The organism is Micromonospora sp. LOL_013, from assembly GCF_048060315.1.
Lineage (GTDB): Bacteria > Actinomycetota > Actinomycetes > Mycobacteriales > Micromonosporaceae > Micromonospora_E.
This window is the reverse complement of the sequence record NZ_JBHMIQ010000001.1, coordinates 15,516-39,356: the sequence shown is the minus strand read 5'-3', so window position 1 is coordinate 39,356 and position 23,841 is coordinate 15,516. Positions and strand designations below refer to the sequence as shown.

The 23,841-nt window shown below is 66.5% G+C and carries 15 protein-coding genes; 5 read left to right on the top strand and 10 right to left on the bottom strand.

Translation table 11 applies throughout. From position 1 onward, the window contains the following. Nucleotides 1-81: 81 nt before the first annotated feature. From ACFHWS_RS00170 to ACFHWS_RS00160, 3 genes are read right to left on the bottom strand one after another with little or no spacing between them, the layout of a single operon-like run. A complete protein-coding gene (locus tag ACFHWS_RS00170) occupies nucleotides 82-1,842 on the bottom strand; it encodes a hypothetical protein (RefSeq protein WP_416567401.1) in 1,761 nt (586 codons plus the stop codon). Beyond that, nucleotides 1,839-2,804, bottom strand: a complete 966-nt coding sequence (gene nuoH / locus ACFHWS_RS00165) for an NADH-quinone oxidoreductase subunit NuoH (RefSeq protein WP_416567400.1) — start codon at nucleotides 2,802-2,804, stop codon at nucleotides 1,839-1,841. The genes ACFHWS_RS00170 and nuoH overlap by 4 nt, the downstream gene beginning before the upstream one ends. After that, a complete protein-coding gene (locus ACFHWS_RS00160) occupies nucleotides 2,804-3,514 on the bottom strand; it encodes an NADH-quinone oxidoreductase subunit C (protein ID WP_416567399.1) in 711 nt (236 codons plus the stop codon). The genes nuoH and ACFHWS_RS00160 overlap by 1 nt, the downstream gene beginning before the upstream one ends. Nucleotides 3,515-3,600: 86 nt before the next feature. Between ACFHWS_RS00160 and ACFHWS_RS00155 the strand changes: the two genes are divergently transcribed. Continuing rightward, nucleotides 3,601-4,638, top strand: a complete 1,038-nt coding sequence (locus ACFHWS_RS00155; RefSeq protein WP_416567398.1) for a glucose 1-dehydrogenase — start codon at nucleotides 3,601-3,603, stop codon at nucleotides 4,636-4,638. 52 nt (nucleotides 4,639-4,690) lie between these two features. Here the strand turns inward: ACFHWS_RS00155 and ACFHWS_RS00150 are convergent, their stop codons facing one another. From ACFHWS_RS00150 to ACFHWS_RS00120, 7 genes are all read right to left on the bottom strand, one after another. Beyond that, on the bottom strand, nucleotides 4,691-5,899 hold the full coding sequence (locus tag ACFHWS_RS00150) for a PQQ-binding-like beta-propeller repeat protein (RefSeq protein WP_416567397.1): 1,209 nt from the start codon (nucleotides 5,897-5,899) through the stop codon (nucleotides 4,691-4,693). Between the two features lie 86 nt (nucleotides 5,900-5,985). Beyond that, a complete protein-coding gene (locus tag ACFHWS_RS00145; RefSeq protein ID WP_416567396.1) occupies nucleotides 5,986-7,794 on the bottom strand; it encodes a hypothetical protein in 1,809 nt (602 codons plus the stop codon). Between the two features lie 34 nt (nucleotides 7,795-7,828). Continuing rightward, on the bottom strand, nucleotides 7,829-8,791 hold the full coding sequence (locus tag ACFHWS_RS00140) for a hypothetical protein (protein ID WP_416567395.1): 963 nt from the start codon (nucleotides 8,789-8,791) through the stop codon (nucleotides 7,829-7,831). Then, nucleotides 8,791-9,030, bottom strand: a complete 240-nt coding sequence (locus ACFHWS_RS00135; RefSeq protein WP_416567394.1) for a hypothetical protein — start codon at nucleotides 9,028-9,030, stop codon at nucleotides 8,791-8,793. Before ACFHWS_RS00135 ends, ACFHWS_RS00140 begins: the two co-directional genes overlap by 1 nt. Before the next feature lie 83 nt (nucleotides 9,031-9,113). Then, nucleotides 9,114-9,536 (bottom strand): hypothetical protein, encoded by a 423-nt coding sequence (locus tag ACFHWS_RS00130; protein WP_416567393.1) that lies wholly within the window; start codon nucleotides 9,534-9,536, stop codon nucleotides 9,114-9,116. 222 nt (nucleotides 9,537-9,758) lie between these two features. Continuing rightward, entirely contained in the window at nucleotides 9,759-11,015 is a 1,257-nt protein-coding gene (locus ACFHWS_RS00125; protein ID WP_416567497.1) for a DUF2252 domain-containing protein, read from the bottom strand. A 111-nt stretch (nucleotides 11,016-11,126) separates the two neighbouring features. After that, entirely contained in the window at nucleotides 11,127-11,663 is a 537-nt protein-coding gene (locus tag ACFHWS_RS00120) for an NADH-quinone oxidoreductase subunit B (RefSeq protein WP_416567496.1), read from the bottom strand. A gap of 239 nt (nucleotides 11,664-11,902) precedes the next feature. On the opposite strand from ACFHWS_RS00120, the gene ACFHWS_RS00115 reads away from it, so the two are divergent. The 4 genes from ACFHWS_RS00115 (at nucleotide 11,903) to ACFHWS_RS00100 (ending at nucleotide 23,446) form a co-directional block, all read left to right on the top strand. Next, a complete protein-coding gene (locus tag ACFHWS_RS00115) occupies nucleotides 11,903-13,036 on the top strand; it encodes an IS701 family transposase (RefSeq protein ID WP_416567392.1) in 1,134 nt (377 codons plus the stop codon). Nucleotides 13,037-13,188: 152 nt separating this feature from the next. Continuing rightward, on the top strand, nucleotides 13,189-14,322 hold the full coding sequence (locus tag ACFHWS_RS00110; protein ID WP_416567495.1) for an IS701 family transposase: 1,134 nt from the start codon (nucleotides 13,189-13,191) through the stop codon (nucleotides 14,320-14,322). A gap of 1,160 nt (nucleotides 14,323-15,482) precedes the next feature. Beyond that, on the top strand, nucleotides 15,483-18,110 hold the full coding sequence (locus ACFHWS_RS00105) for a hypothetical protein (RefSeq protein WP_416567391.1): 2,628 nt from the start codon (nucleotides 15,483-15,485) through the stop codon (nucleotides 18,108-18,110). Continuing rightward, nucleotides 18,107-23,446 carry a DEAD/DEAH box helicase gene (locus tag ACFHWS_RS00100; protein WP_416567390.1) on the top strand — a complete coding sequence of 1,780 codons (5,340 nt, stop codon included), beginning with the start codon at nucleotides 18,107-18,109 and terminating at the stop codon, nucleotides 23,444-23,446. Before ACFHWS_RS00105 ends, ACFHWS_RS00100 begins: the two co-directional genes overlap by 4 nt. Nucleotides 23,447-23,841: the final 395 nt, after the last annotated feature.

The following is a 23,841-nucleotide window of genomic DNA, read 5'->3' as shown; positions in this document are numbered from 1 at the left end:
CCGTGCCGGGCACGCGAGCACCTGATCTCCGTTGCCTTCGATCTCCGCTGTTTCCGGTCTCCGTCGCCGATTGCCACGCTGTCACCAGCGGCCGAGGCAGGCGTGTTCCGGATCCGGTGCGACGACCGGCGGCTGCGGGTCCGGGCCGGCGGTCAGATCGACCAGCACCCAGGCCGCCGTGGACGTCGACCAGCGGTCGGCGGGGAAGTCGCGGATCTCCACGATGGTGCCGTACTCGGCGAACTCGGCGGCGACCCGGGTCACGTAGTCGTCCGGCGCGCTGCTCAGGTTGCGGCCGTGCACGTACCAGACCCGGTCGGCGTCACCGAGCCACTCACCGAACGCCTGCGGGTCGCATTTGTCGTGACCGGACGGGTACAGCCGCACGGTACGCGGCGCCAGGTCGTGCTGCGGCCCGTACCAGACCACCATCCGGTAGCTGAACCAGTAGAACAGCACGACGTCGCCGGGCCGGGCCCGGTCGGCCACGTCGGTGAGCGCGGCGGGTCCGGCGTCCTTCATCCGTGGGTCGATCGCCTGCCGGTACGCCGCGACGGCCGCCGGGTGGGCGATCACCGGCAGCACGGCGGCGGCCACCAGCAGTGCCAGGGACGCCACCGCCACCCGGCCGACCCGCCGCACCCCGGTGCCAACGGGCGAAGTCAGCCCGGCGCTGGCGCGCAGGGCCAGCCGGACGCCGCCGTCCAGGCCGGCGACGACCAGGATCACCGTCGGGGCGATCAGCCAGGTCGCCACCCGGTCGGCGAGCGGCAGACCACGGGCCGCCGCGGCGGCCACCGCCACCAGCAGGGTCCCGCCGAGCATCGCCGCCCACAGCGGCCGGCGCCGCCAGATCAGCACGGCGACGCCGGCCACGGCGAACAGCAGGACCAGCAGCGGTTGCCGCCAGTCCAGGGTCACCGTGACGAAGCTGGACCACATCCGGGGCAGCCAGGCGAGGATCTCCACCGGCCCGGAGCCGGCCGGTGGGGTGCCGTCGGCGAAGTAGTCGGACTGGCCGGGCATGAACGGGAACCGGCGGCGGCGGTGGATCAGATAGCCGGCGAAGGCGACCGCCGGCGCGGAGCCGGCGAGCAGGACCACCGCGTCGGTCCAGCGGCGGCGCAGGGCGAGCAGCAGGGTCATCCCGGCGACGGCACCGGCGAGCACCAGCACCGCGGTCAGGCTGATGAAGACGGCGACCAAGGTGGCCGCCGCCCAGCCGACCGGGAGCAGCCAGCGGCACCGGCCTCGGCGGTGCCCGACCGAGGCCAGGTACCGGTCGCCGAGCAGCAGCACCGCCAGGGCGACCGCCGACTCGACGGCGTACTGCTTGAGCTCGCCGACGTAGGTCAGGATCATCGGCGCGGCGGCGATCAGCGCGGTCGCGGCGACCGCCGCCCACCACCCGGCCACCCGGCGGGTGATGATCGCGGTCAGCGCCAGGACGGCCAGCATGCCGGCCAGCGACGGCAGCCGCAGCACCCGTTCGCCGTCGCCGAACGCCCACCACAGGGTCTTTTCCAGCCAGAGCCAGCCGACCGGGGCGACCTGCTGGAACTCCATCCCCCGGGTCAGTTCGAGGAAGGTGCGGCGCAGGTTGATGGCGATGGCGGTCTCGTCGTTCCACAGCCAGTTGCCGGCGGCCCAGACCATGATCTGCCCGGCGGCGCCGGCGGCCAGGGTCACGGCGAGGGCGACCCGGGCCGGCCAACGCAGCCGGTGCCGAGCCAGCTGGCGCAGCCGGTGCCGGGGCGTCCGCCCGGTGCTGGCCGACGGCGATCCGTCGGGCTGGTCGACCCGACCGTCCACACGCTCCTGGGTGGACGTGACGCCGGTCATCCGATGGTCACCTTCACCCCTGCGGTGAGCACCAGCTGGGCCAGGGCAAGCGGCACCAGCACCAGCCAGCACAACCGTTGCAGCTGGTCCTCGCGCAGCCGGGGGAACGACACCCGCAGCCAGATGATCACGAACGCGACGGCGAAGACCTTCAGCAGCGTCCACAGCCAGCCGAGCTGTTCGACGCCGAACGGCCCCTGCCAGCCGCCGAGGAACAGCACGGTGGTCAGCGCGGCGATGACGACGATGCCGGCGTACTCGGCGAGCAGGAAGAACGCGAACCGCAGCCCGGTGTACTCGGTCAGGTAGCCGAAGACCAGCTCGGAGTCGGCGATCGGCATGTCGAACGGTGGGCGGCGGATCTCGGCCATGCCGGCGAGGAAGAACACGATCAGGGCGGGTGCCTGCCAGAGCAGCCACCAGGGCCGCCACGCTTCGACGATGCCGGACAGCGACAGGGTGCCGGCAGCCATCGCGATGCTGGCGGCGGCGAGCACCAGCGGCAACTCGTAGGCGAGCAGCTGGGCGGCGCCGCGCAGCCCGCCGAGCAGGCTGTACTTGTTGGCCGACGCCCAGGCGGCCATCAGCACGGCGACGACGCCGACGCCCATCACGGCCAGGACGAAGAACAGGCCGACGTCGAGCGGTTGGCCGACGAGGTCGCCCGGCCCGAGCGGGATGACGAGCAGGACCAGCAGGTACGGCACCAGGGCGATCGCCGGGGCGAGCCGGAACACCGGCCGGTCGGCGGCGCGCGGGGTGATGTCCTCCTTCTGCACGAACTTGACGCCGTCGGCGATGAGTTGCGCCCAGCCGTGGAAGCCTCCGGCGTACATCGGGCCGAGCCGGCCCTGCATGTGCGCCATCGCCTTGTGTTCCAGCTGCCCGACGAGCAGCGGCAGGGTGAGGAACGCGACGACGACGGCACCGACCCGGATCGTCAACTCCAGCCAGAGCGGCATCAGGGCGTACCCCCGTCGGGTCGGCCGTCGTCGGGGCCGGCGTCGCGCGCGGGCCGCGTACCGCCGTCGGGGTCGGCGTCGGGCGCGGACCTGGCGGCCTGCGGACCCCATTCGGTCGGCAGCGGTACGCCCGGTGGCCGCATCGGGGCCCGCCGGGCTCCCCCGCCGCCGCCGGCCGGTTCGCCCGGCTCCTTTGCGCCCGGCCACGGCTTGGCGACCCGGGCGGCGAGGACGAACTCCTTGCGCAGCGGGTGGCCTTCGAACTCGGGGGGCAGCAGCAGCGGGGTGAGGGCGGGGTGGCCGACGAAGTGGACGCCGAACATCTCGTGGGTTTCCCGCTCGTGCCAGTCGGCGCCGGGGAAGACGTCGACCACGGACAGCAGTTCGGGGCGTTCGCGCGGCACCCGGGTGCGCAGCAGCAGACCGTGCCGGTGCCGGGTGGACCACAGGTGGGCGACGACCGCGAAGCCGTCGTCGAGCTCGTCGACGGCGGAGAGCCAGTCGAAGAAGTCGCAGGCCAGGTCGGTGTCGTCGCGGGCGGCGGCGAGCGCGGCCGGCCAGCTGTCGGCCGGTACGTCGACGGTGGCCCGGGCGTACCGGTCGCCGCCGCCGGAGACCGTGGCGGTGACCTGCGCGGCCTCCGCCTCCGCCTCAGTCGCCGGCCGGCCGAGCAGGCTGACCAGGTGCGCGCCGATCTCCTCGGGGGTCATGGGTCTGATCCTAAGGGCGCGGGTGGGGCGCGAGCGGGTCCGACATTTCCCGTGTAGGTCCGGACCTGCGGGGAAACACCCCTGGCATGCGTGCGCTGACTGTCACCCCGGGCAAGGCCGACTCGTTGCGGCTCGTCGACGACGCGCCGGAGCCGTCACCCGACGAGGGTGAGGTGCTGGTCGAGGCGGTCGCGGTCGGCATCTGCGGCACCGACGGGGAGATCCTCGCCGGTGACTACGGCGAACCGCCGCCGGGCCGGGACACGCTGGTCCTCGGCCACGAGTCGCTGGGCCGGGTGATCGAGGACCCGAGTGGGACGACGCGGCCGGGTGACCTGGTCGCCGGGATCGTCCGGCGGCCCGACCCGGTGCCGTGCCGGTACTGCGCGGCCGGCGAGTGGGACATGTGCACCAACGGGCGGTACACCGAGTGCGGGATCAAGGGGATCGACGGGTTCGCCCGGCAGCGGTGGCGGGTGCCGGCCGAGTACGCCGTACCGCTGCGGCCGGAGCTGGGGCTGGCCGGGGTGCTGCTGGAGCCGACCAGTGTGGTCGCGAAGGCCTGGGACCACGTCGACCGGATCGGCGCCCGTGGCTTCTGGGCGCCGCAGCGGGTGCTGGTCACCGGGGCCGGACCGATCGGGCTGCTGGCGGCGCTGCTGAGCGTGCAGCGCGGTCTGGAGACGCATGTGCTGGCCCGGGGCACGTCGGGGCCGAAGCCGGAGCTGGCCCGCAGGCTGGGTGCGACGTACCACGCGGTGCCGGTGGAGGAGCTGGACTTCGACCCGGACATCATCATCGAATGCACCGGCGCGCCGCCGGTGGTGCGTGAGGTGTTCAACAGGTTGGCGCCGAACGGCATCGGCTGTCTGACCGGGATCAACGCCCACGCCCACCACACCGAGCTGGACCTCAACGAGTTGAACCGGTGCCTGGTGTTGAAGAACAACGTCATCTTCGGCACGGTCAACGCCAACCGCCGGCACTGGCAGCAGGCCGCCGACGCGCTGGCCCGCGCCGACAACGACTGGCTGACGAGCATGATCACCCACCGGTACGGTCTGGACGACTACCAGCTGGCGTACGCCGAGGAGGAAGGCATCAAGACGGTCATCGAGTTCTGACCGGTCCACTCGTCGGGCCGGCGGGCCGTCGCTCCGGGCCGAGGACGGGCTGTCAGGCCCAGGGCAGGTCGGCGTTGGTCAGCTCCCGGTCGGCCGATCCCGGCGGGTACGACGACCGCTGGACCCGGGCCGAGAGGCGACGCCACGCACCGGCCCCGGTGGCCGGGTCGACCGCAGCAACGTGCCGTTCGCCGCCGACGTGGAGCAGGTCGTCGGCGACGGTCAACGCGTCGATCCGGCCGACCGGCAGCCTCCGCCACCAGCTCACCTCGCGGCGGTCCCGGTGGAACGCGACCAGCAGCCCATGGATGCCGCCGACGTGCAGCAGGTCGTCGGAGACGGCGATGCTGAGCGCCGGTACGCCGATCCGCCAGACGCGCCGCACCGCACCGGTGTCCCGGCCCATCAGGTGGACGTCGCCGTTGCGGCTGGGCACGTGGATCTCCTGCTCGGCGAGCACCGGCCGGTCGACCTGTTCACCGGCGAACGCCGCCGCCCCGGTCGGCCCGGCGAACGGGAGCAGCCCGGACCGGATCGGCAGCCCCATCTTCGGCCGGATCTGCGTCGACCAGGCCGTGTCTCCGGTGTCGCTGCGGAGCACGATGAACCGCCCCTTGCCGTCGCCGACGCAGACCAGGTCACCGCCGACGGTCAGGGTGGCACCGCCGCCGTCGTCGACCTGGACGCCCCAGGCTTCGGCGCCGGTGGACCGGTCGAAGGCCATGATCAGGTATCCGCCGTCGAGCGCCGTGTCCGGTCGGCGGATCCGGGCGATCGCGTACACGTGGTCGTCGACCGCCGGTTGGTCGAAGCTGGCCCGCCACGGCCCGGTCGCCGTCGGCGGCGGCACCGTCCACCGCACCTGCCCGTCGGCCGGGTCGAGGCAGGTCAGACCGTCGCGGTCGGTGACGACGATGTCCGAGCCGTCGGCGGCGAGCCCGGTGACGCTGGTGCCGACGAGCGGGTACGTCCACCGCTGGGTGCCGTCGGCGGCGGCCAGCCCGAGCACCGTGTCCGCCCAGCCGGACCCGCCGAGGGAGGCGGTGACGGCCAGGGTGTCACCGGCGAGCACCGGCGGCAGCGGCGGAAAGTGCGGGTTCGGCTTCGGCTCGCCCCGCCGGGCCCGCCACCGTGGCCGGCCGCTGCCGGCGTCGAGGGTGTGGACGTGTCCGTCCTCGCCGGCGACGTGGACGAGTCCACCGGCCACCAGTGGGGCGCTCAGCAACTCTGTCGATTCGAACCGCCAACCGGGTCGGGCCACCACTCGACGGTAGCCCGGTCACGCCACCGTCCGTCGCCAGTAGCCGGTGTGGTCGCCCTGATCCACGCCGTCCTGGCTGATCCGGCTCAGGCGGGCTTGAACAGATTCCCGTAGCCGTACGGCGGGGTCAGGACGAGCCAGTCGCCTTGAAAACCGAACCGGAACTGGCTGCCGACCTGGGCACCCTGGCCGTCGCTGGCGGCCACTTCCGCGATCGCGGAGTTGCGGGTGGCGAGGATTATCTTCAGCTGGACGGTGGACATCCGCACCGGGTCGGACCACCGGTCAACCAGGTACGTCGCCTCGGCGCTGCCGTCCGGGCGCACTTCGAGCAGGCCGTCCTCCTGGCTGCGCCACGCCCCGACGAAGGCGGTGACGTCCGGCGGCTCCGCCGAAGGCGGCGGCTCCTGCATCAGGTCCGGAAACAGAGGCTGCAGCTCCTGCGGGTCCAGGCCGAAGTAGACGAGGTCGGCGGGGCGGAACCGGCCGTCCCATCCGGTGGAGAGCGCCCGGGTGTGCCAGCTCGCCCCGATCGCGGCGAACAGCACCGCCTGGCGTGGGCGGTCGGGGTGCGCGGTGTCGGTGAACTGGACGTGGGCGTACCCGTCCTGGCAGTTGACCGACGTGACGTCGGGCTCGTCGATCAGCGTCGGGGCCTGGTCGGCGAAGAGTTGTTCAGTGCACGGCGGCGGGGTCGTCCGTACCGCCATGGCGGGGTCCTCGCCGGTTGCCGGCGGCACCGTCACCATCGGCTCCCGGTCGGTGGCGACCGGAATCTGCCGCTGCGCGTCCTGCACGACGAGGCGACGACCGCGGTCGAGGATGATCTGTGTCTCCGGGTCGATCTGCCGGATCCATTCGGCGCCTCGGAGGCTGTCCAGGCGCTCCCACTGGCCGTCGGTCAGCCGCCACAAGGTCACCGGCCTGGCCCGCCGGTGGTCGGGGTTGCCCCGGTCCAGCCGGTCGGTCCGGCAGAAGAACGGCCGGACCAGGGCGTACAGCTCGCCGTCGGCTCCCCACCACAGGTCGGTGACGCGCGTGCCGTCGTCGGGGCCGTGTTCGATGGCGAAACCCGATGTCCTGGTCAGCTGCCCGGACTCGGGGTCGAGCAGTGACACGCCAGCAGACTGGCAGGAGTGGAACTCGCCCTCCTCGACCGGTCGGATGACCGGAGCGTCGAACGCGAACACCGTGGCACCGTCGACCGTGCCGGTTGCGGCGTCGAACGGGGCGCTGTCGGAATCACCGGCCACCGTCCGCGCCACCCCGTCGCGGCTGATCAGCTGCAGGTTGCCGGTCCCCCGGCTCGGTGCGACGAGGACGACGTCCGGCACGGCGGCGATCACCCGGTATCCGTGGTCCGGATCGGGGGTCGGCGGCAGGCCCCGTACCGGGGTGGTGCTCGGTGGTTCCTCCGGGGCTGCCAGGTCCAAAATTTGCAGGTCTGCCTGTTGGTTCCGTTGGTCCAGGTAGGCCACGCTGCTGCCGCCGGCGGCGACCGGGGTGCCCTCGTTGGGGCAGTTCGGGCAGTCGACGGTGTGCTGTCCACCGGTGGCGACGTCCACCACCAGGATCCGGTGCCGCTCGCGATCCTCGCTGCTGGAGATGGCGTACGCGTAGGCGGCGTCGGCGGTGAACCTGGGGCGGCCCAGCGACCAGCCGTCCCCGGCCGGCATGGTCACGGCCGGGCGGCTGCCGCGCATCAGGGTCAGCGATTCGCCGTCGGTCACGGCGAACAGCCCGCTGCCGATCGGCTGCCGCCCCGCCCCGTCGGGGTCGGAGCCGGCCGGGCCGAATCTGGTCCAGACGACATGGGCGGTCGCGCCCACGATGGCGGCGAGCACGACCGACGCCGCGACGAGGCGTACGGTGCCGCGCCGGCCCGCCCGGCTCACCGGTCCGCCTCCGGAGTCGACCCCGCGTCCCAGCTCATCGGTCTTCGTCCGGGCAGAGGAACGGCGCGGTCTGCCGGTGCAGTCGCGGCGGCTGGTCGTGCACACACCACACGTAGCTCTCCGTACGTGGCAGGCGGGTCAGGTCGTCACCGAGGTAACCGGAGTTGGTGCTGAACGGCCGGTCGTCGCGGCCGTCCCGCAGCCGGTAGGTCCGCTGCTCTCCGTCGACGAGCAGGTGTACGACGAGCTCCCAGTCGTACCAGCCGCCGCGGGCCTCCAGCCGGACCGTGATGTACGGCTTCCGGTCGCCGGCGCGCAGCTCGATCGGTTGCGGTGACGTCCAGAACATGTGTACGTAGTGGGCTGGCACCTCGGTGGGCACACCGGTTTCCAGCCCGTCCAGGGTCCGGGCGTCGCCGGCCCGGGAGGGCGTGTCACCGGGCACGTCAACGAGCGGAAGCTGCCCCTCGTCGGGAACCTTCTGGGTGGCCGAGCAGGCGATCGCCCGGCTCTCGAACGGGTCACGTCGGTCCAGCCGTACCACTTCGACCTTGGTGGCAGTGACGGTCACGTCGTCGGTCGGCGCCCAGAGGTTGACCTGGACCTGGCTGCCGCCGACGTCGATCGCGCCCCGGGTCCGCATCCAGGCGTGCAGGTCGCCGCAGGTGCTGATTCCGGCTGGTGGATCGGGTGGCTCGGCGAGGCTGGGGAAGGCGACGAGTGCCGCGTCGCCGGGCAGTCCGAAGTCGTCCACTGTGCTGGTGGCGGTGACGTCGAGTTGCGGGCCGTCGGACTCCGCCGTTGACGGGGCGTCAGACGAGGCCGTCGGTGGGGCGTCGGACTCCGCCGTCGGTGGCGCGTCGGACTCGGCCGCAGGAGTGGCCTCGGCCTCAGGCTCGGACTCGGACTCGGACCAGTTGCCGGTGCAGGCGATGAGGAGCGTCGCCAGGCCGAACGCGGCGACGGCGAGTGCTCGGCGGCTCCTCAACCGGGCCACTACCGACTCCTGCACTGGCCTGGGGACCGTTCGTACCAGCCGTCCTCTTTCTGCCAGTCGTGGTCGAACTCGTGCTTTCCGGCCCGGACGAGGTAGGTCTGGTAGTCGTCGGCGTAGCCGCTGATGGTGAACGGCGAGCCGTTGTCGTCGATGACGAGCGTGGCTGGCTCGCCGTCGACCGTGTATCTGACTTCGAGGTGCCACTCCGCCCATCGACCGGGCGGCGGGCGTGCGGTCACCACCAGGCTGTGGGTCTCGTTCTTGGCCAGCGTGATATCTCCGTTTGACAGGAAGTAGGAGGAGCCGGTCCCTCGACCGTTCGCTACTCGCGCGACCGGGTCCTGGTCACCGAGGTTGATTTCGACGACGGTGACCTCCCGGTGCCCTCTGAGTACTCGCAGAAGAGGCTGCCGTCCCACGCTGGCTGGCTGTCCACCACCCGGCCCCGGATGCTGTTGATCCGCACCTGGCGCTCCCGGGGGTTGGTGAACTCGATGCGGGTCACGTGGCTGCCGACCTGCACACCGCCCTCGGCCAGCACCCACTTGTGGAAGTCCGGCCCGGCCTGCGGCATCGCCGCCTCCTGCTCGGCCGTCACATCTGCCGGCAGGGCCCAGGCGTCGTCGATCGCCGTCGTTGGGAAGTGACGCTCCAAGGTGTACGCCAGGTGCGCCCCGCCATGGGCCCGGTCGACCAGACCGAGGAGAGACTCCCTGGTCAGCACTGCGGCCACTACCGCGCCCACTACCGCCGTGACGACCGTCAGGACCACTGCGTTTCTCAGGCCGCTACCGGAACGATCGGTCCTGCCGCCACCCCGCCGGGCCGGGATCTGCCTGGATCTTCTCGCCACGGTAGCCCTTCATCCATCCGTGTCCGTGCCGACACTGTCCAGGATGGCAGCCCCGGCCCAACGGCACGGTCGGCGACCTGACAATTCGATCTTGCTGTTACCGAGCACCCGGCGCTACACCCAGGGCAGTTGGCCGTTGCGGAACAGGTCGACGAAGATCCGGTGATCGGTGCGGGCGCGGGCACCGTACGCGTGGGCGAAGTCGACCAGGCCCGCGACGAAGCCGGCCTCGTCGGTGTCAATCGCCGCGACGATCGCCTCCTCGGTCGAGTAGTCGACCAGGTCGTGGCTGGACTCGTCGTCGGCGACCGAGTGCATCCGAGCCACCGAGTGGGCCAGGTCGGTGACGACGCCGGTCAACTCGTCCTGTTCGTTGACGTCGGACCAGTCCAGGTCGGCGGCGTACGGCGACACCTCAGCGACCAGCTGGCCGACGCCGGCCAGCTCGGTGAAGCCGAGCCACGGGTCGGCGTGCGCCTGCAGCGCCCGCTGCGACTCGGCGGTCCGGTGGCCCTGGTGCCGGAAGTACGCCCGGACGCCTTCGTCGTGGACGTGCCGGGCGACGGCCGGGACCTGGGCCTGCTTCATATAGACGACGACGTCGTTCTCCAGCGCCTGGGTGTGGCCTTCGAGCAGGATGCTGTACGACGGCAGCCCGGCCGAGCCGATGCCGACGCCCTTGCGTAGCACGATGTCCTTGATCTGGGCGGCGACGGCGCGACCACCGCCGGCCCGGTGCGGCAACGTGGCCAGGTAGTCGCCGAACGCGGCGGTCACCGCGGCCCGGGTGTCGTCGTCGACCTCGTACACCCCGTCGCGGATGATGAACCGCCGCTCGTAGTCGTTGATGGTGGTGAGGTTCTCCAGCAGGCCGACACGGGTGTTGAGCCGGGCCTCCTGCAGCACGTGGCGCAGCACCCCGTCGGCGTTGGCCAGGGTGATCGAGCCGATCGCCTCCTCGCCGCCGGCGACGATGGCCCGCAGCTCGGCCAGGTAGGCGGTGGCGAAGGTGCGTACCAGGGTGCCGATGATCTCGTCGGAGAGCGCCTTGGCGTAGCCAATCAGGGCGACGCTGGCGGCGAAGCGGCGCAGGTCCCAGATGAACGGGCCGACGTACGCCTCGTCGAAGTCGTTGACGTTGAAGACCAGCTCGCCGGAGCCGTTCATGTAGGTGCCGAAGTTCTCGGCGTGCAGGTCGCCGTGGATCCAGACCCGGCTGGTCTGCTTGTCGCAGAAGCTGTCGTCGTTGAACGGCCCGTCGGGCTCGGTCTGGTCGGCGTAGAACAGGCAGGCGGTGCCCCGGTAGAACGCGAACGGGCTGGCGGCCATCTTGCGGAACTTGCGGCGGAAGGCGGCCGGGTCCACCGCCATCAGCTCGCCGAACTCGGCGGTCAGGATGTCGACGATCTGCGTCGCGCGCTGAGAATCACTCACGTTGGCGCAGGCTACCGCGCTTCAGCAACCGCGCCGCTGAGCGCCGGGTCAGCCCGGTGGCTTGACGACCGGTGCGGTGAGCCGGTCGACCGGCGAGGCGAGCGGGTCGGGCCGGTGCACGCCGCCGATGCCGGACCGCTCGGCTGCGATCTTGTCCTGCAGCCGCAGGATGCCGTGCAGCAGCGCTTCGGGCCGGGGCGGGCAGCCGGGCACGTACACGTCGACGGGGATCAGCTGGTCGACGCCCTTGGTCACCGAGTACGAGTCCCAGTACGGGCCGCCGCAGTTGGAGCAGGCACCGAAGGAGATGACGTACTTGGGCTCGGGCATCTGGTCGTAGAGCCGCTTGATCGCCGGCGCCATCTTGTCGGTGACGGTGCCGGAGACGACCATCAGGTCGGCCTGGCGCGGCCCGTGGGCGAACGGGATGACACCGAGCCGGATGAAGTCGTGCCGGCCCATGCTGGTGGCGATGAACTCGATCGCGCAGCAGGCCAGGCCGAAGTTGAACACCCACAGCGAGTAGCGGCGACCCCAGTTCAGCACGAACCGGATCGGCTCACCGAGCACCGCCGGCACCTGCACCACCCCCTCGGCCGCCACGCGTACGTCGCCCCAAGTCAACCACACCAGTTGTACGGAAACAGTCGCCTCTGGCCGGCCTACATCGATCACTCTTCAGGCTCAGCGTCCTGCGCCAAAGATTTGCCTACAAATCGGGCAAGTGACTCGATGATCTCGTAGGAAGTCATGGTCCAGGTGAACGGTCTCGGGTTGGTATTCCATTCGACGATCCAGGAGGGTGTGGCGAGCTGGCGAGCCAGGTGCGGGGGTACGCGGCAGCCGGGTTGGACACCGCTTCCGGCCGCCGCCGGCGGCGGCGTGTGCTAGCGGTCGGGGCGTTGGACGAGACCGGACAGCCGAAGCAGGGCACGGCGACTTCTGGGATGAAACGGCAGTACATGGGATGCGCCGGTCGGGTCGCCAACGGCATCAACACCGTGCACCTGGCCTACGTGCGGGAACGGACCGGCCACGCCCTGGTCGCCGCGCGGCAGTGGATCCCCGCCGAGCAGATCACCGACCCGGCCACCGCCGCGCGGACGGGCCTGCCGGCGGACACGGAGTTCCCCACGAAGGGCCAACTCGCGATCGACCTGTGCACCCACGCGTACACCGACGAGCTGACCTTCGACGTCATCTGCGGCGACGAGGTGTACGGCAACTGCACCGACCTGAGGGAGTTCCTCGAACAACGTGGGCAGGCGTACGTGCTGCGGGTCGCCTCCACGTTCATGGTCCGGACGCCGTCGGGTGACAGGTCGACCAGCGCGCAAGCCGTTGACCTTCTGGTCGGTGGGGCCGGTCGGGGCTGGCAGGTCCGCTCGGCCGGCACGGGGTCGAAGGGACACCGCTGGTACGCGTGGGCGTGGATCGCCACCGCCTCACCCCGCCACCACCTCCTCGTCCGCCGTCACCTGGCCACCGGCGAACTGGCGTTCCACTACTGCTACGTGCCCGAGGGTCAGCCGGCGGTCGTGTCGCGGCTGGTCCGCGCCGCCGGGCTGCGGTGGCCGGTCGAGGAATGCTTCGAGTTCGGCAAGGACCACCTCGGCCTGGACCAGTGCCAGGCCCGCCTGCACGGGGCGATCGCCCGGCACACCGTGCTGGTCATGGCCGCCCTCGCGGTCTGCGCGGTCACCGCCGCGCAGTTACGCCACCGCACCGACAGCCAGGCACCCCCACCGACCACACCCGACCAGCCGCCACCGGCCGAACCCGGACTGATCCCGCTGACCGTGCCCGAGATCGGACGACTCCTCGCCGACGCCCTTCACCGCCCACAACCACCCGACCACGCCATCGACTGGCTCACCTGCCGACGCCGACACCAGGCCCGCGCCCGCTGGCACCACCAACGCACCCGACTCAACCGCGAATACGCCCTGGTCAACTAGCAATGGCGGCTGCCGTACTAACTCGGTGTCGGAGGCATACACATCTTCGACGGTCGTGGCCGACTCGACAACCATCGCCCTATTAGTACTGCAACGGCGGGTCGTTGCTTCGGCTGCTGATCGTTCGTTGGTTGGCTGTGGTGGATGCGCAGGTGGTCGGGTCGTGGGATGCCGGGTTGGAGGAGTTGTTCTTCCGGTTCGCGCATCGGTTTGAGCGGGTGGAGCCCCGGCGGCGGGCGTGGGCGTATGTGCGGGGGTTGTTGGCGCCGTTGGAGCGGCGGAACGGGTGGACTCTCGCGGAGCAGGCTGGGCATGTGTCGCCGGACGGGTTGCAGGGCATGCTGTGCAGCGCGGCGTGGGACCGGGACGCGGTCCGCGATGACGTGCGCGACTACGTCGTGGAGCGGATCGGCGATCCGGCCGGGGTGCTTGTCGCCGATGAGACCGGGTTCATCAAGAAGGGCCGCGCCTCGGCGGGAGTCCAGAGGCAGTACTCGGGCACGGCGGGCAAGACCGAGAACTGTCAGATCGGCACGTTCCTGTGCTACGCCACGGCGCGGGGTCGGGCGTTGATCGACCGGGAGTTGTACCTGCCGAAGTCGTGGACCGATGACCGGGACCGGCGCCGGGCGGCGGCGATCCCGGAAGAGGTGGGGTTCGCCACGAAGCCGCAGCAGGCACAGGCCATGGTGGAGCGGGCGATCGCGGCGCGGGTGCCGTTCTCGTGGTTCACGGCGGACGAGGCCTACGGGCAGAACCCGGGCCTGCGGGGCTGGCTGGAGGATCAGGACATCGCCTATGTGATGGCCACCCGCTGTGACGACGAGGTGCCCTCCGGACTGCACACCACCCTGCGTGTCGATGAGCTGGTCGCGAGGGTGCGTGCGGGCGCGTGGCAGCGCCTGTCGTGCGGCGATGGCGCGCGCGGGCCACGCCGCTACGACTGGGCCCGGGTACCGATCCGGCGCACCTTCGCCCACGGCCGCCGCGGCTGGGTCCTCGCCCGACGCTCGATCAGCGACCCTGGCGAGATCGCCTACTACGTCTGCTTCGGCCGACGCGGCACCCGACTGCGTGAGTTGGTGCGGGTCGCCGGCGGTCGCTGGTCGGTGGAGGAGTCGTTCCAGACCGCGAAGAACGAGGTCGGCCTGGACCAGTACCAGGTCCGCCGCTACGACGCCTGGTACGCCCACGTCACCCTCGCGATGGCCGCCGCCGCGTTCCTCGTCGTCACCCGCGCCGCCGAGGCCGCAAAGGGGGCACCACCCCAAGCGAGCGCGGCCTGATCCCGCTGAGCAGCAACGAGGTCCGCCGTCTGTTCGCCCACCTCGTCCTCATCGGGCGTACCGCAGCTGATCACGTGCTGCACTGGTCAACCTGGCGCCGCCGTCGGCAAGCTCAAGCGAAAGCCTCCCACTACCGCAAACGATTCGAACCGCCATAAGTCACGACCCGCCGTTGCAGTATTAGGAGATTCGGTACCCACCGCACCCACGGCACACGCCGCAACGACACCCTCACCTGAGGTAACCGGAGTCAGGAAAGCTTCAGCCGATCCTACGGAACGCAGGGGCACTTTCGAACGAAACGCCGCGCCTTTCTGAACGCTCGGGCCGCCGGATCGTAGGTTCCGTCAGCCACGGCTGACGGCTCGTCCAGTGTAGCGATGACGACTAAGGGGTCCCGCCGCAAGGGTTCCTGACGGTAAGGTCCCAGAGCCACCACTGAAGAGGCAGGTGGGATGCACCGTCAACCAGTCAGATTCCCCACCCAGAGGAGGCCCGATCGGATACCCACAGCAGCACAGGCGACGCCGCCCACCCTCGCGGCCTCCGACTAGATCTACTCCACAGACAGTGCAGCCCCGGGACTCTGCGGAAGCCCTCGACCGCCGGCATGATCGGCTCCCATGTTGATCGTCTCCGGTCAGGCCAGGCACCGGGCGTCCTGAAAGTCGGAAGGAAAGTCTACGCAGCCTACTCCAGGAGGCAGACCGGAGGCGGGTATGAACCTAGTTGATTGGAACACAAAGCTTTTTGAGCACTTCCGCTCAAATGGGCGGCAAGGCTACAGACTCTACCTGTATGTTGATCGGGATCTCCTTGCAAGGATATCAGACCTGCCGCCCGAGGAAGCAGTCAACGATTTCTGCGCCGCATTTCGTTCCTCAATAGGAAATCAGCCATTCCATCGAGGAGTCCAGGACGCGTTATCCTGGCGTAGGTCAGGATTCATTGGCGATCCACCATTTGTAGCGCATCTTGCTATGACAGTCCTTGCAGTCACAGAGGAGCCGACCGGCGCTAGCCATGGAATCTACCCTTGCCAGAATCGACTCCTCGGACTACCGGAGCTGGCTTCGGAACCACCCGGCTACGGCGACGATGTCCCGATACTCTGGAACCTTTGGAACCAGTGGCTGGACGGCCCCGGAAGCATCCATGGCGTGAAGACGGCGCAGGCGCATCAACGTTGGTCACTCCAGGGATGGGCACGCAGCCAAGGACTAGTGCGCCACCTGGACCGCCACCACATCATTACCTACTTGACGAATTCCGGCGGCAAAGGATCGTTCGACAGATTCCTAGCATGGCTTAGAACTCATCAGATAGACCTATGGCAGCGTTTTCAATATGAGCCGGCGCTGGGAATCCTCCGAAGCGTATTCGAGGAAGAAGCCAGCCGCTGGATTCCGGGCACCAGACCGACACAGGCTCAGGCGGGCAGCCGCGGCCTCTTGCATTACGACGAGTGGACGAACACTTTCAGTGGTGCGGTTCCGGTGGACAAGACAATAGCTGGCTCGATGGTAGACCTAGGCCATGAGCGACTTTACCTCGTTGAGGAGTCCGACAGTCTGCTCTGGATCGACTCTTCGACATCGACCGAAGTGATGCTACGCCACGGATTCGAGCACGAGTTAACCGATAGTCTCACCTATCGTTTCGGTGGCGAGGAAATCTACGTCATGCGAAACGATCCACTCGTTGACGGTCTTCTACAGACCCGGACCTGCACTCAGCTCGACGTGGTAGAGATCTTGGTGCGCCAGGACTGGCTACCTCGCGTCCAGTCTTCTCTCGGCGCCACCGGCCAGGACCCGAGCGTACGTCCATCCGGACTCACGAACTGGGTATGGGTTAGTAAGGTAGAACTCAGTCCCCTCAATCACTCGCTCCTCGAACGCTTACGCTTGAGATTCCCTACAGAAGCCGATAAACGAGGACTGGCACTACAAGGTGGTCTCCGCCTACAGGCAAGCACCTATCTCGTCGGCGGCGAGCCAGACCTATTCTGTGAGTACAGTCAGCAGATTGAATTGAAGGTAGACGACAAGAGAATACCCGTCACACCAAAGCTGAGTCGATTGGCTCTTCTCGACCTAGTCCTTGCACCCGGACTTCATCGCATTGAGACCCCGACCGAGCAACTCTCATTCAAGACCGTTGGGTACGTGCATGAAACAGCGGTGTCTGGTGGCATCTCGATACCAATTTGGCAACACCCCAACGCTTTCACCTTCGGATCACCGATGCGCGATTGCACGACAGATCTATCCCTCGCCGGCGCATCCTTGGATGGCGCCGAAGTGGCGCACCCGCTCCTAATCAGGCGAGCTCCGCTATCCGAGATCCTCCTAATCACCGATGACGGCAAGGTCTTCGAAGCCCGGCAAGACACTCCATTATGGCTGCGCACACTTTCCCTGGAACCACCTGCGGTGGACGCAATTACCGCGATTCACTCCACTTCCTCACGTGTAGCGTGTCTAGCTATTCGGAATCGCCGTACGAACAGGACGCAGGGAATCGCCGTACCGCCGACAACACAGCAAGTATCAGGAGGCACAGAAGCTGAACTGCGCCCGGACGTGATCCCGTATTTGGTAACGAATCTGGACTCGTGGTCCTGGGTCGGGAAGCCCCATCGTCAAATTCGTCGAATTCTGGCAAGAGCAATCCAAACACGCCCCGCACGGCGTGCCCGGTCGACCTTCTCCAAACAGATCGCAGCTCCCGCGAGAGACGACGTTCTCGATAAGCCACTCCTCAACAACCCATTCGATGAGGTGCTGACGTGGATCTCTGAGCGGGAAGAGGGACGGGTCCCGGTTGAGGCATTTGCAACCACATGGGGCTGGTCCTGCGAACGCCATGGACTTCGCGCAATGGCGTTCCGATGGCGTCAGGCGTTGCGAATTCTCGAGGACCTCGGACACGTCGAGCGTGACTACAACACCAGACAGGTCGGAGTTGCGCCTGCGACCCTCGCCTCGCTACCCGCATCCTGCGGCCTACACATCCTGACCGGTTCGCGGCCGCTCAGACTCATCGAGCGCCTCGGCGATCCGGATGACCGCGATCCACTCGTGGCTGAGGCAACCTCGTCGTGGACGGTGCACGTACGCACTCCCTTGCAACCGAACGGCTGCCCGGCTGGACCTCAAGCAGTGTATATAGAGTGGGACCCAGCACGCCGCGAAAGCGTGCGCCTCGGCCTACAGAATCTAGGTGTCAAACTAACCGGTGCGGTCGCAGACACGCTGCTGGCTATGCAACCGAGTATCAAGCAAGTAGATCTGCTTGGCGACCGGCTGAGCATGTCACCCAGCCGCGAAATGTGGGCACGCGAATCCGCCGCCAGTGGGTCCTCGGCGTGGGTACCGGTTGATTCGGATGGCGTAGCAGGACTCTACCGCTACCGGCTTCGCCACAAGAGCGTCTTCGCGTGGCGGGCGAGCGTCGACTCCGAACTCGTTCAGGTAGAGTTCGCGATCGGCGAGTGGCTTCGCTGCTCCGCAGAGGGGAAGAACCGCATGATCCTCAGCGACAAAGGCGCCTTTCGGCTTCTAGCGGTACCAGCAGACGTACCACTCCCGAAGCTACTCGCCCGATCACTCACACTCCGCAGTGGCCTACCGCCCCGTCGGGCAGCGTCCCGCACCAGAGGCTCCGATTTTCTGGTCTACGAGAACGTCGATTCATACAGCGCCCATCAGGTCTCTCGAATTCTGATGCAGACCCTAGTCCCGACTGACATCGTTAAAATATTGAAGGTGAGAGCCGAGTCGTGACCTTTTCTGCCCTGACCCTCGACAGGCTCCAGCAATATCTCGAGGAGGCATTTCTACGCTACTACGAGACAGCGTACGAGCTGCGAGAAAGGACCCTGGCTCAGGAACGTCGTCAGCTTCTAAGTCGACGCAGCACCGTTTTTATCGACCCGCACATAGAGCTAATGCCTTCGTACCCATTGTCAGATTCATCAATGGCCGAGATTCTCAACAGCCTCGGCCTGCCAGAGGCAGGCGAACTGGTGAGCGCCGGGCTGCTTCCGCACATATCGCCTTGGCGGCACCAGGAGGAGGCGCTCCGAGCCTCGTTGGCTGGCCATGACGTCCTCGTCGGCACCGGGACCGGCTCCGGCAAGACTGAGGCGTTTCTCCTTCCTGTTCTCGCCCGGCTTGTACGTGAGTCCCGTACCTGGAAGGCGCCCTCAACGACGCAAGGCGTCGTCCCGTGGTGGCATAAGAAAGAAGCTTTTCAGGCGCAGCGAAGCGGCGAAAGCGGTCGGCTCGCAGGCATTCGAGCACTTCTTCTCTATCCAATGAATGCCCTTGTCGAGGATCAGATGGTCCGCCTTCGCGCAGCTCTCGACTCGCCCGCCGCACGTCACTGGCTAGCACAAAACCGGCCAGGCCACCGTTTCTACTTCGGCCGCTACACTGGACGTACCCCTCTGCCGGGAACACGGCAGACCGCAACACCGACTAAGGTCCAGCGTCTCGCAATGCTTATGCGCAATGCAGAGGCTCGCCATCAGCGCCTTCTGCACGGTGTCGCAAAGGGTGATATTGACGAGTCCTGGCGCTATTTTCTGCCATCTTTAGACGGTGCCGAAATGCGCTCTCGGTGGGACATGCAAGAACACGTCCCGGACATCCTCATCACCAACTACAGCATGCTGTCAATCGCGTTGTCCCGGTCAGATGAGGCTCCGATGATCGAGGCGACTCGCCGATGGCTAGATGCTTCGCCGACACACCAATTCAGTTTGGTCATCGACGAGCTTCATATGTACCGAGGCACCGCTGGAACTGAAGTCGCGTACCTACTCAGGCGGCTCATGGCCGCGCTCGGGCTAGACAGCCGGCCAGACCAACTCCGGGTGATCGGAACCTCGGCGAGCATCCAGGACGACGTGGATGGGCATACCTTTCTCCGCGAATTCTTCGCACGTCACAGCGGATCATCTTTTACCTTTGTCAAGGCAGCACACAGGATCCCGGAGGGCGACGACGATTTGCGTGCCCTGACACCTGAACTACTTACGGGTCAGCTAACCGTTGAAAAGCTTCCTACCGATGAATCGGTGAGTCGGGCAATCACTATGGCAATGACTGAGGGTGGCGTATTTCGTCCGCGCTCGATAGCCACAGTAGCCGAAAGGGTGTTCCCCGACGCCTCTCCGGACCGGGCACGGAAGGCTTTCGATCAGCTCTCAGTTCTACTAGAACAGCAATCCTCTCCAGCGGTGAGGCTAAGAGGCCACTTCTTCGTCCGCACGCTCCAGGGCCTCTGGGCCTGCACTGATCCCGATTGTTCCGAGGTGCCGGATCACCTCCGTTCGCCCGAACGCCTCATTGGCGCACTTTACGCGATACAAAGGTTCACATGTGAATGCGGATCCCGCGTTCTGGAACTACTTTACTGCCAATCGTGCGGGGAAAGCATGCTCGGCGGCTACGTCGCACACTCCTCCGGCAGAGAGTTTCTTGTCTCTTCTAGCGCCTCTCTTAGCGAGCTTCCTGACCGGACTCCAGCTGGACGGAATGGTCAAAACTATCGCGTATACTGGCCCACGGACCGGGAGCCGGTTGGCACTACCCAGTGGCAGCGCATGGGTACGAAGACGGCAGCTGACTTGAGCGCGCCCAAGTATCTAATGAAATTTGTTAAGGCCAGGCTTTCCCCGGGTACCGGAATGCTAGAACGGAACCCTAGGCAGCAACGTACCGGTTTTGTGTACACTCTAACCGCAAACGGCGCCGAAGACAGGATGCCTGCCTACCCCACAATTTGCCCATCGTGTGGGGATGACTGGGAGTGGGTACAGAAGAGCAAACGCGTCGAGAACCGCCAGCGATCTCGATCCCCCATTCGGACACAGGGTGTTGGTTTCGACCGGGCGAATCAGGTGCTGACCGGCGCACTGAAGCGTCGACTGAAATCGCACCTCGTCACCTTCTCCGACAGCAGACAGGGCGCTGCACGGGTAGCGGCCAATCTTGAACTCGCGCATTATCTCGACATCATCCGGGCGATGCTGTTCAAGACCTTGCAGGAAAGATCGGCAGATGGCTGGACTCTCCGGAACCTGCTCGCTGGAAACTCCGGCGCTAGCACCGATAAGCTGTTGGAACGCCTTCAGGCTACGGCTCCGAACGCTGCGGTGGCGATCATGAAGAAGTTACTCGGCTCCACTCTCACAATCGCCGACGAGCGAGCGTTGCAGGGGGCGATAGATTCGCTGGATGGACGGCCTAGCCTAGTCGACATCGTCAATCAGCTCCAGCCGAAGTTGCTCGATCTCGGGATCAATCCCGGAGGTCCGGCGCCCTCCTTGAATAGGCCACCTAATAGTCCGCCATGGACGAGCTTGTTCGACTGGGATCTCCACCCTATTCATGATCGTGGTGTCAACCTAGACGCCGAGGGATCGAGTCTCCTCGACAAGATTAAGCGTGCACTTGCCGAGCAAGTAGTTAAGACGGTTTTCGCCGGTGGCGACCGTGATACCGAGTCACTCGGTATGGCACACGTTGTTCCCGCATCTGCCATCCGTGTTGGATCACTTGAACCGACGGTAGCTCATCAATTTGCATGCTCTGTGCTGCGGGTCCTAGGGCGCCGCAGGAGGCTTCCCTGGACGACCGACGCCGAAAATGGCTGGCCAAGACAGTTGATCAATTACGCCGAGGCGGTGGCGGATATGCATCACTGCGGTCTCGATGGCGAGGGCCTAGTCGATGCGGTGGGTCACGGGGTCAAGGCTGGCCAGGAGTCCGGATTCCGAATCGACCCCCGTGAGATGCGAATAGCCCTGGTTGATAATCCTCAGTTCTGGCGGTGTACGATATGCCGCACAAAACACCTTCATCCGAGCGCCGGCATCTGTACTACCTGCTTCAGGAGGCTACCAGTCGAACCGGAGCCGGCCGATACCACAGCTGAAGATTACTATGCCTGGCTGGTCAATCAGCCGGGTGGCGCTACCCGGTTCCACTGCGAAGAACTTACAGGGCAGACAGATCCGCTCGAGGCTCAAGCCCGACAGGCGCGGTTTCAGGGCGTGTTTCTGTCGGGGACAGAGGTTAGGCGAGTAGACGAGATTGACATCTTGTCGGTCACGACCACGATGGAGGCCGGTGTAGATATCGGTGCATTGCGTGGTGTTGTCATGGCAAACATGCCTCCTCAGCGTTTTAACTACCAGCAACGTGTCGGCCGTGCCGGGCGTCGGAGCGAGCATCTCGCAATCGCGCTCACCGTATGCCGTGGTGCTCGCAGTCATGACGAACACTACTTCGCCAACCCGGCAGCGATCACCGGCGATGATCCGCCTCAGCCGTTTCTAGATATGCGATCCCGACCGATCCTGACTCGTGCGTTCACAGCCGAAGTACTAACTCGGGCTTTCAGGAAAGCTTCTGCCAGGGTCGCCTTCGACGGTGGCCGGAGTGTGCACGGCGAATTCGGTTCAGCCCATGAGTGGCTGAACCACTCCGACCTGGCAGAGACCGTTCGCGAGGTCCTCACCGATGAGCGCGATACCTGGGCTGCAATCGGCCAGAGTCTGATCTTCGCGACCCGGATAAGTCCGTCAACGGCAGACGAGTTAGCCGATTGGGCGGCGGATAAGCTACCTAGTGAGATCACCACGATCGCCGGTAAAGCACGGGTGCCGGCGCTAGCCGAAGCTCTCGCCCAGGCTGGTCTCCTACCCATGTTCGGCTTCCCGACGCAGATGAGAGTCCTTTACACCGACCGACCGAAGAGTTGGGAGGAACCCAGCACCCTGGATCGCGACGCCGGGATTGCTATCTCCGAATTCGCTCCGGGCTCCGAGTTAGTGAAGGACAAATCTATCCACACCGCAGTCGGCGTCGTCGCCTACATGCAGCGGCCGGACGGCGCATGGCTCGAGAGTCCCGATGACCCACTCGGGCCGCTGTGGACGGCTGGAATGTGCCAATCCTGTCTAGGCATCGCCACGACCCATGCCGAGAAGTGCCCCCACTGCGGCGCCGTGGCCCCGGACTTTACACAGGTTGCGCTGGCGGAGCCTCTTGGATACCGGACTTCATATCGGCCTCGCGACTACGAGCAGTTGGGTGACCCGACGGCCCGTGCGTCACAGCCTCGGCTGGCAATGGACGATGTGGAATACAGAAAGCACGCTAACGCTCTTATCCGGTCGGCAACAGGAGAGATCATCTCCGTCAACGACAACAATGGCGATCTGTACTCGTTTAGCCCTGCGACTATTACCAACGGGAATGGCTCGCGAGATGCTCATGGCCTGGTCGAGGTCAATCAAATTACCGACCAGGACCGCCTGCATCGAGCCAGGCTTTGGGGTCATGAACCTGTTGGACCGGGACGACAACCGGTCGCTCTCGCAGCTCGCAGACACACCGATGTTCTCGTTGTTGGCATCGACCGGCTAGAGCCCGGGGTTGTGATAAATCCCCAGGAACCCGCTGGACGGGGCGCCTGGGCGTCGCTGGGCTATCTGCTACGTGATTCTGCGGCCAAGTGGCTGGACATCGGCCCAGAGGAAATTCAGGTCGGCGTACATCCGAGACGGCGCGGCGAGCGGCTTGCCGGTGAGCTATTCATGGCAGATAGCCTCGAGAACGGCGCCGGCTACGCAGTTCGGCTCGCGGACAAGTTCGGCATCCTGCTTGAAGAGGCCGATTCCTATGCCAAGGGCCTCATCGATCACGGCGGCCGGCCCTGTGATTCAAGCTGCCATAGGTGCCTGCGTGACTACAGCAACCGGTCGTGGCATCCACTTCTTGACTGGCGCCTGGCACTCGACCTGCTAGACCTGCTTTGTGGCCGCTCTCTCGAGTTGGACCGGCAGCGCAAGCGAGACTTGGCTGCTGCCGAGAAGTTCGCCCGCGACTTCAGCCTTACCATGGTGGATGCTGAGGTTCCCGTGATCTCTAGAGACGGACAGCGAACGATGGCGATCTTGCACCCGTTCGAGGACCGGTCTGGCAATTCCGCGAATGATCGAGTAGCACGTCTACGCAGGCGCCACAACGGAATTATCTTGGCAACTTCGTACGAACTCTTAAGAACTCCCGGGGCCCTGATTGGACAGCTAATTGCCCGGCAATAATATTGCTTTCTCGCTGCGTTGTTCGTTGGATTCGAGGCCCACGAACAACGCAGTGCATACAGCCTTCATCAGAGGTTTGCCTGCTATTTGAGGCTATCGCGATGGTACCCCGGCCCCAAATCCTTGTTGTCAGTCACGGCTAGCTCTGATCGGGACGACAAAGTTTGGAAACTGCAATATCCTGACTTTCTCTGGCACGGACATGGACACTCCTACTCCGCGCGAGGCGAGGACCCACACTTCTACCGGTCCCCGCTCTCCGCTGCAGGCCCTATAACGACTTGTCATCCTTGAGGTTTAGGTGCTTGACATCAGTGGTCCAACCCGCTGAGCTCTAGGTGCACACACCACTAACGAGCAGATACCCACCGACCGGAAAGTACCTCGTGAACTTG

What these genes read in the sequence shown, in the direction of transcription:
- ACFHWS_RS00170 (WP_416567401.1), bottom strand. Translation starts at nt 1,842, where the DNA reads ATGACCGGCGTCACGTCCACCCAGGAGCGTGTGGACGGTCGGGTCGAC.
- nuoH (WP_416567400.1), bottom strand. Translation starts at nt 2,804, where the DNA reads ATGCCGCTCTGGCTGGAGTTGACGATCCGGGTCGGTGCCGTCGTCGTC.
- ACFHWS_RS00160 (WP_416567399.1), bottom strand. Translation starts at nt 3,514, where the DNA reads ATGACCCCCGAGGAGATCGGCGCGCACCTGGTCAGCCTGCTCGGCCGG.
- ACFHWS_RS00155 (WP_416567398.1), top strand. Translation starts at nt 3,601, where the DNA reads ATGCGTGCGCTGACTGTCACCCCGGGCAAGGCCGACTCGTTGCGGCTC.
- ACFHWS_RS00125 (WP_416567497.1), bottom strand. Translation starts at nt 11,015, where the DNA reads ATGGCGGTGGACCCGGCCGCCTTCCGCCGCAAGTTCCGCAAGATGGCC.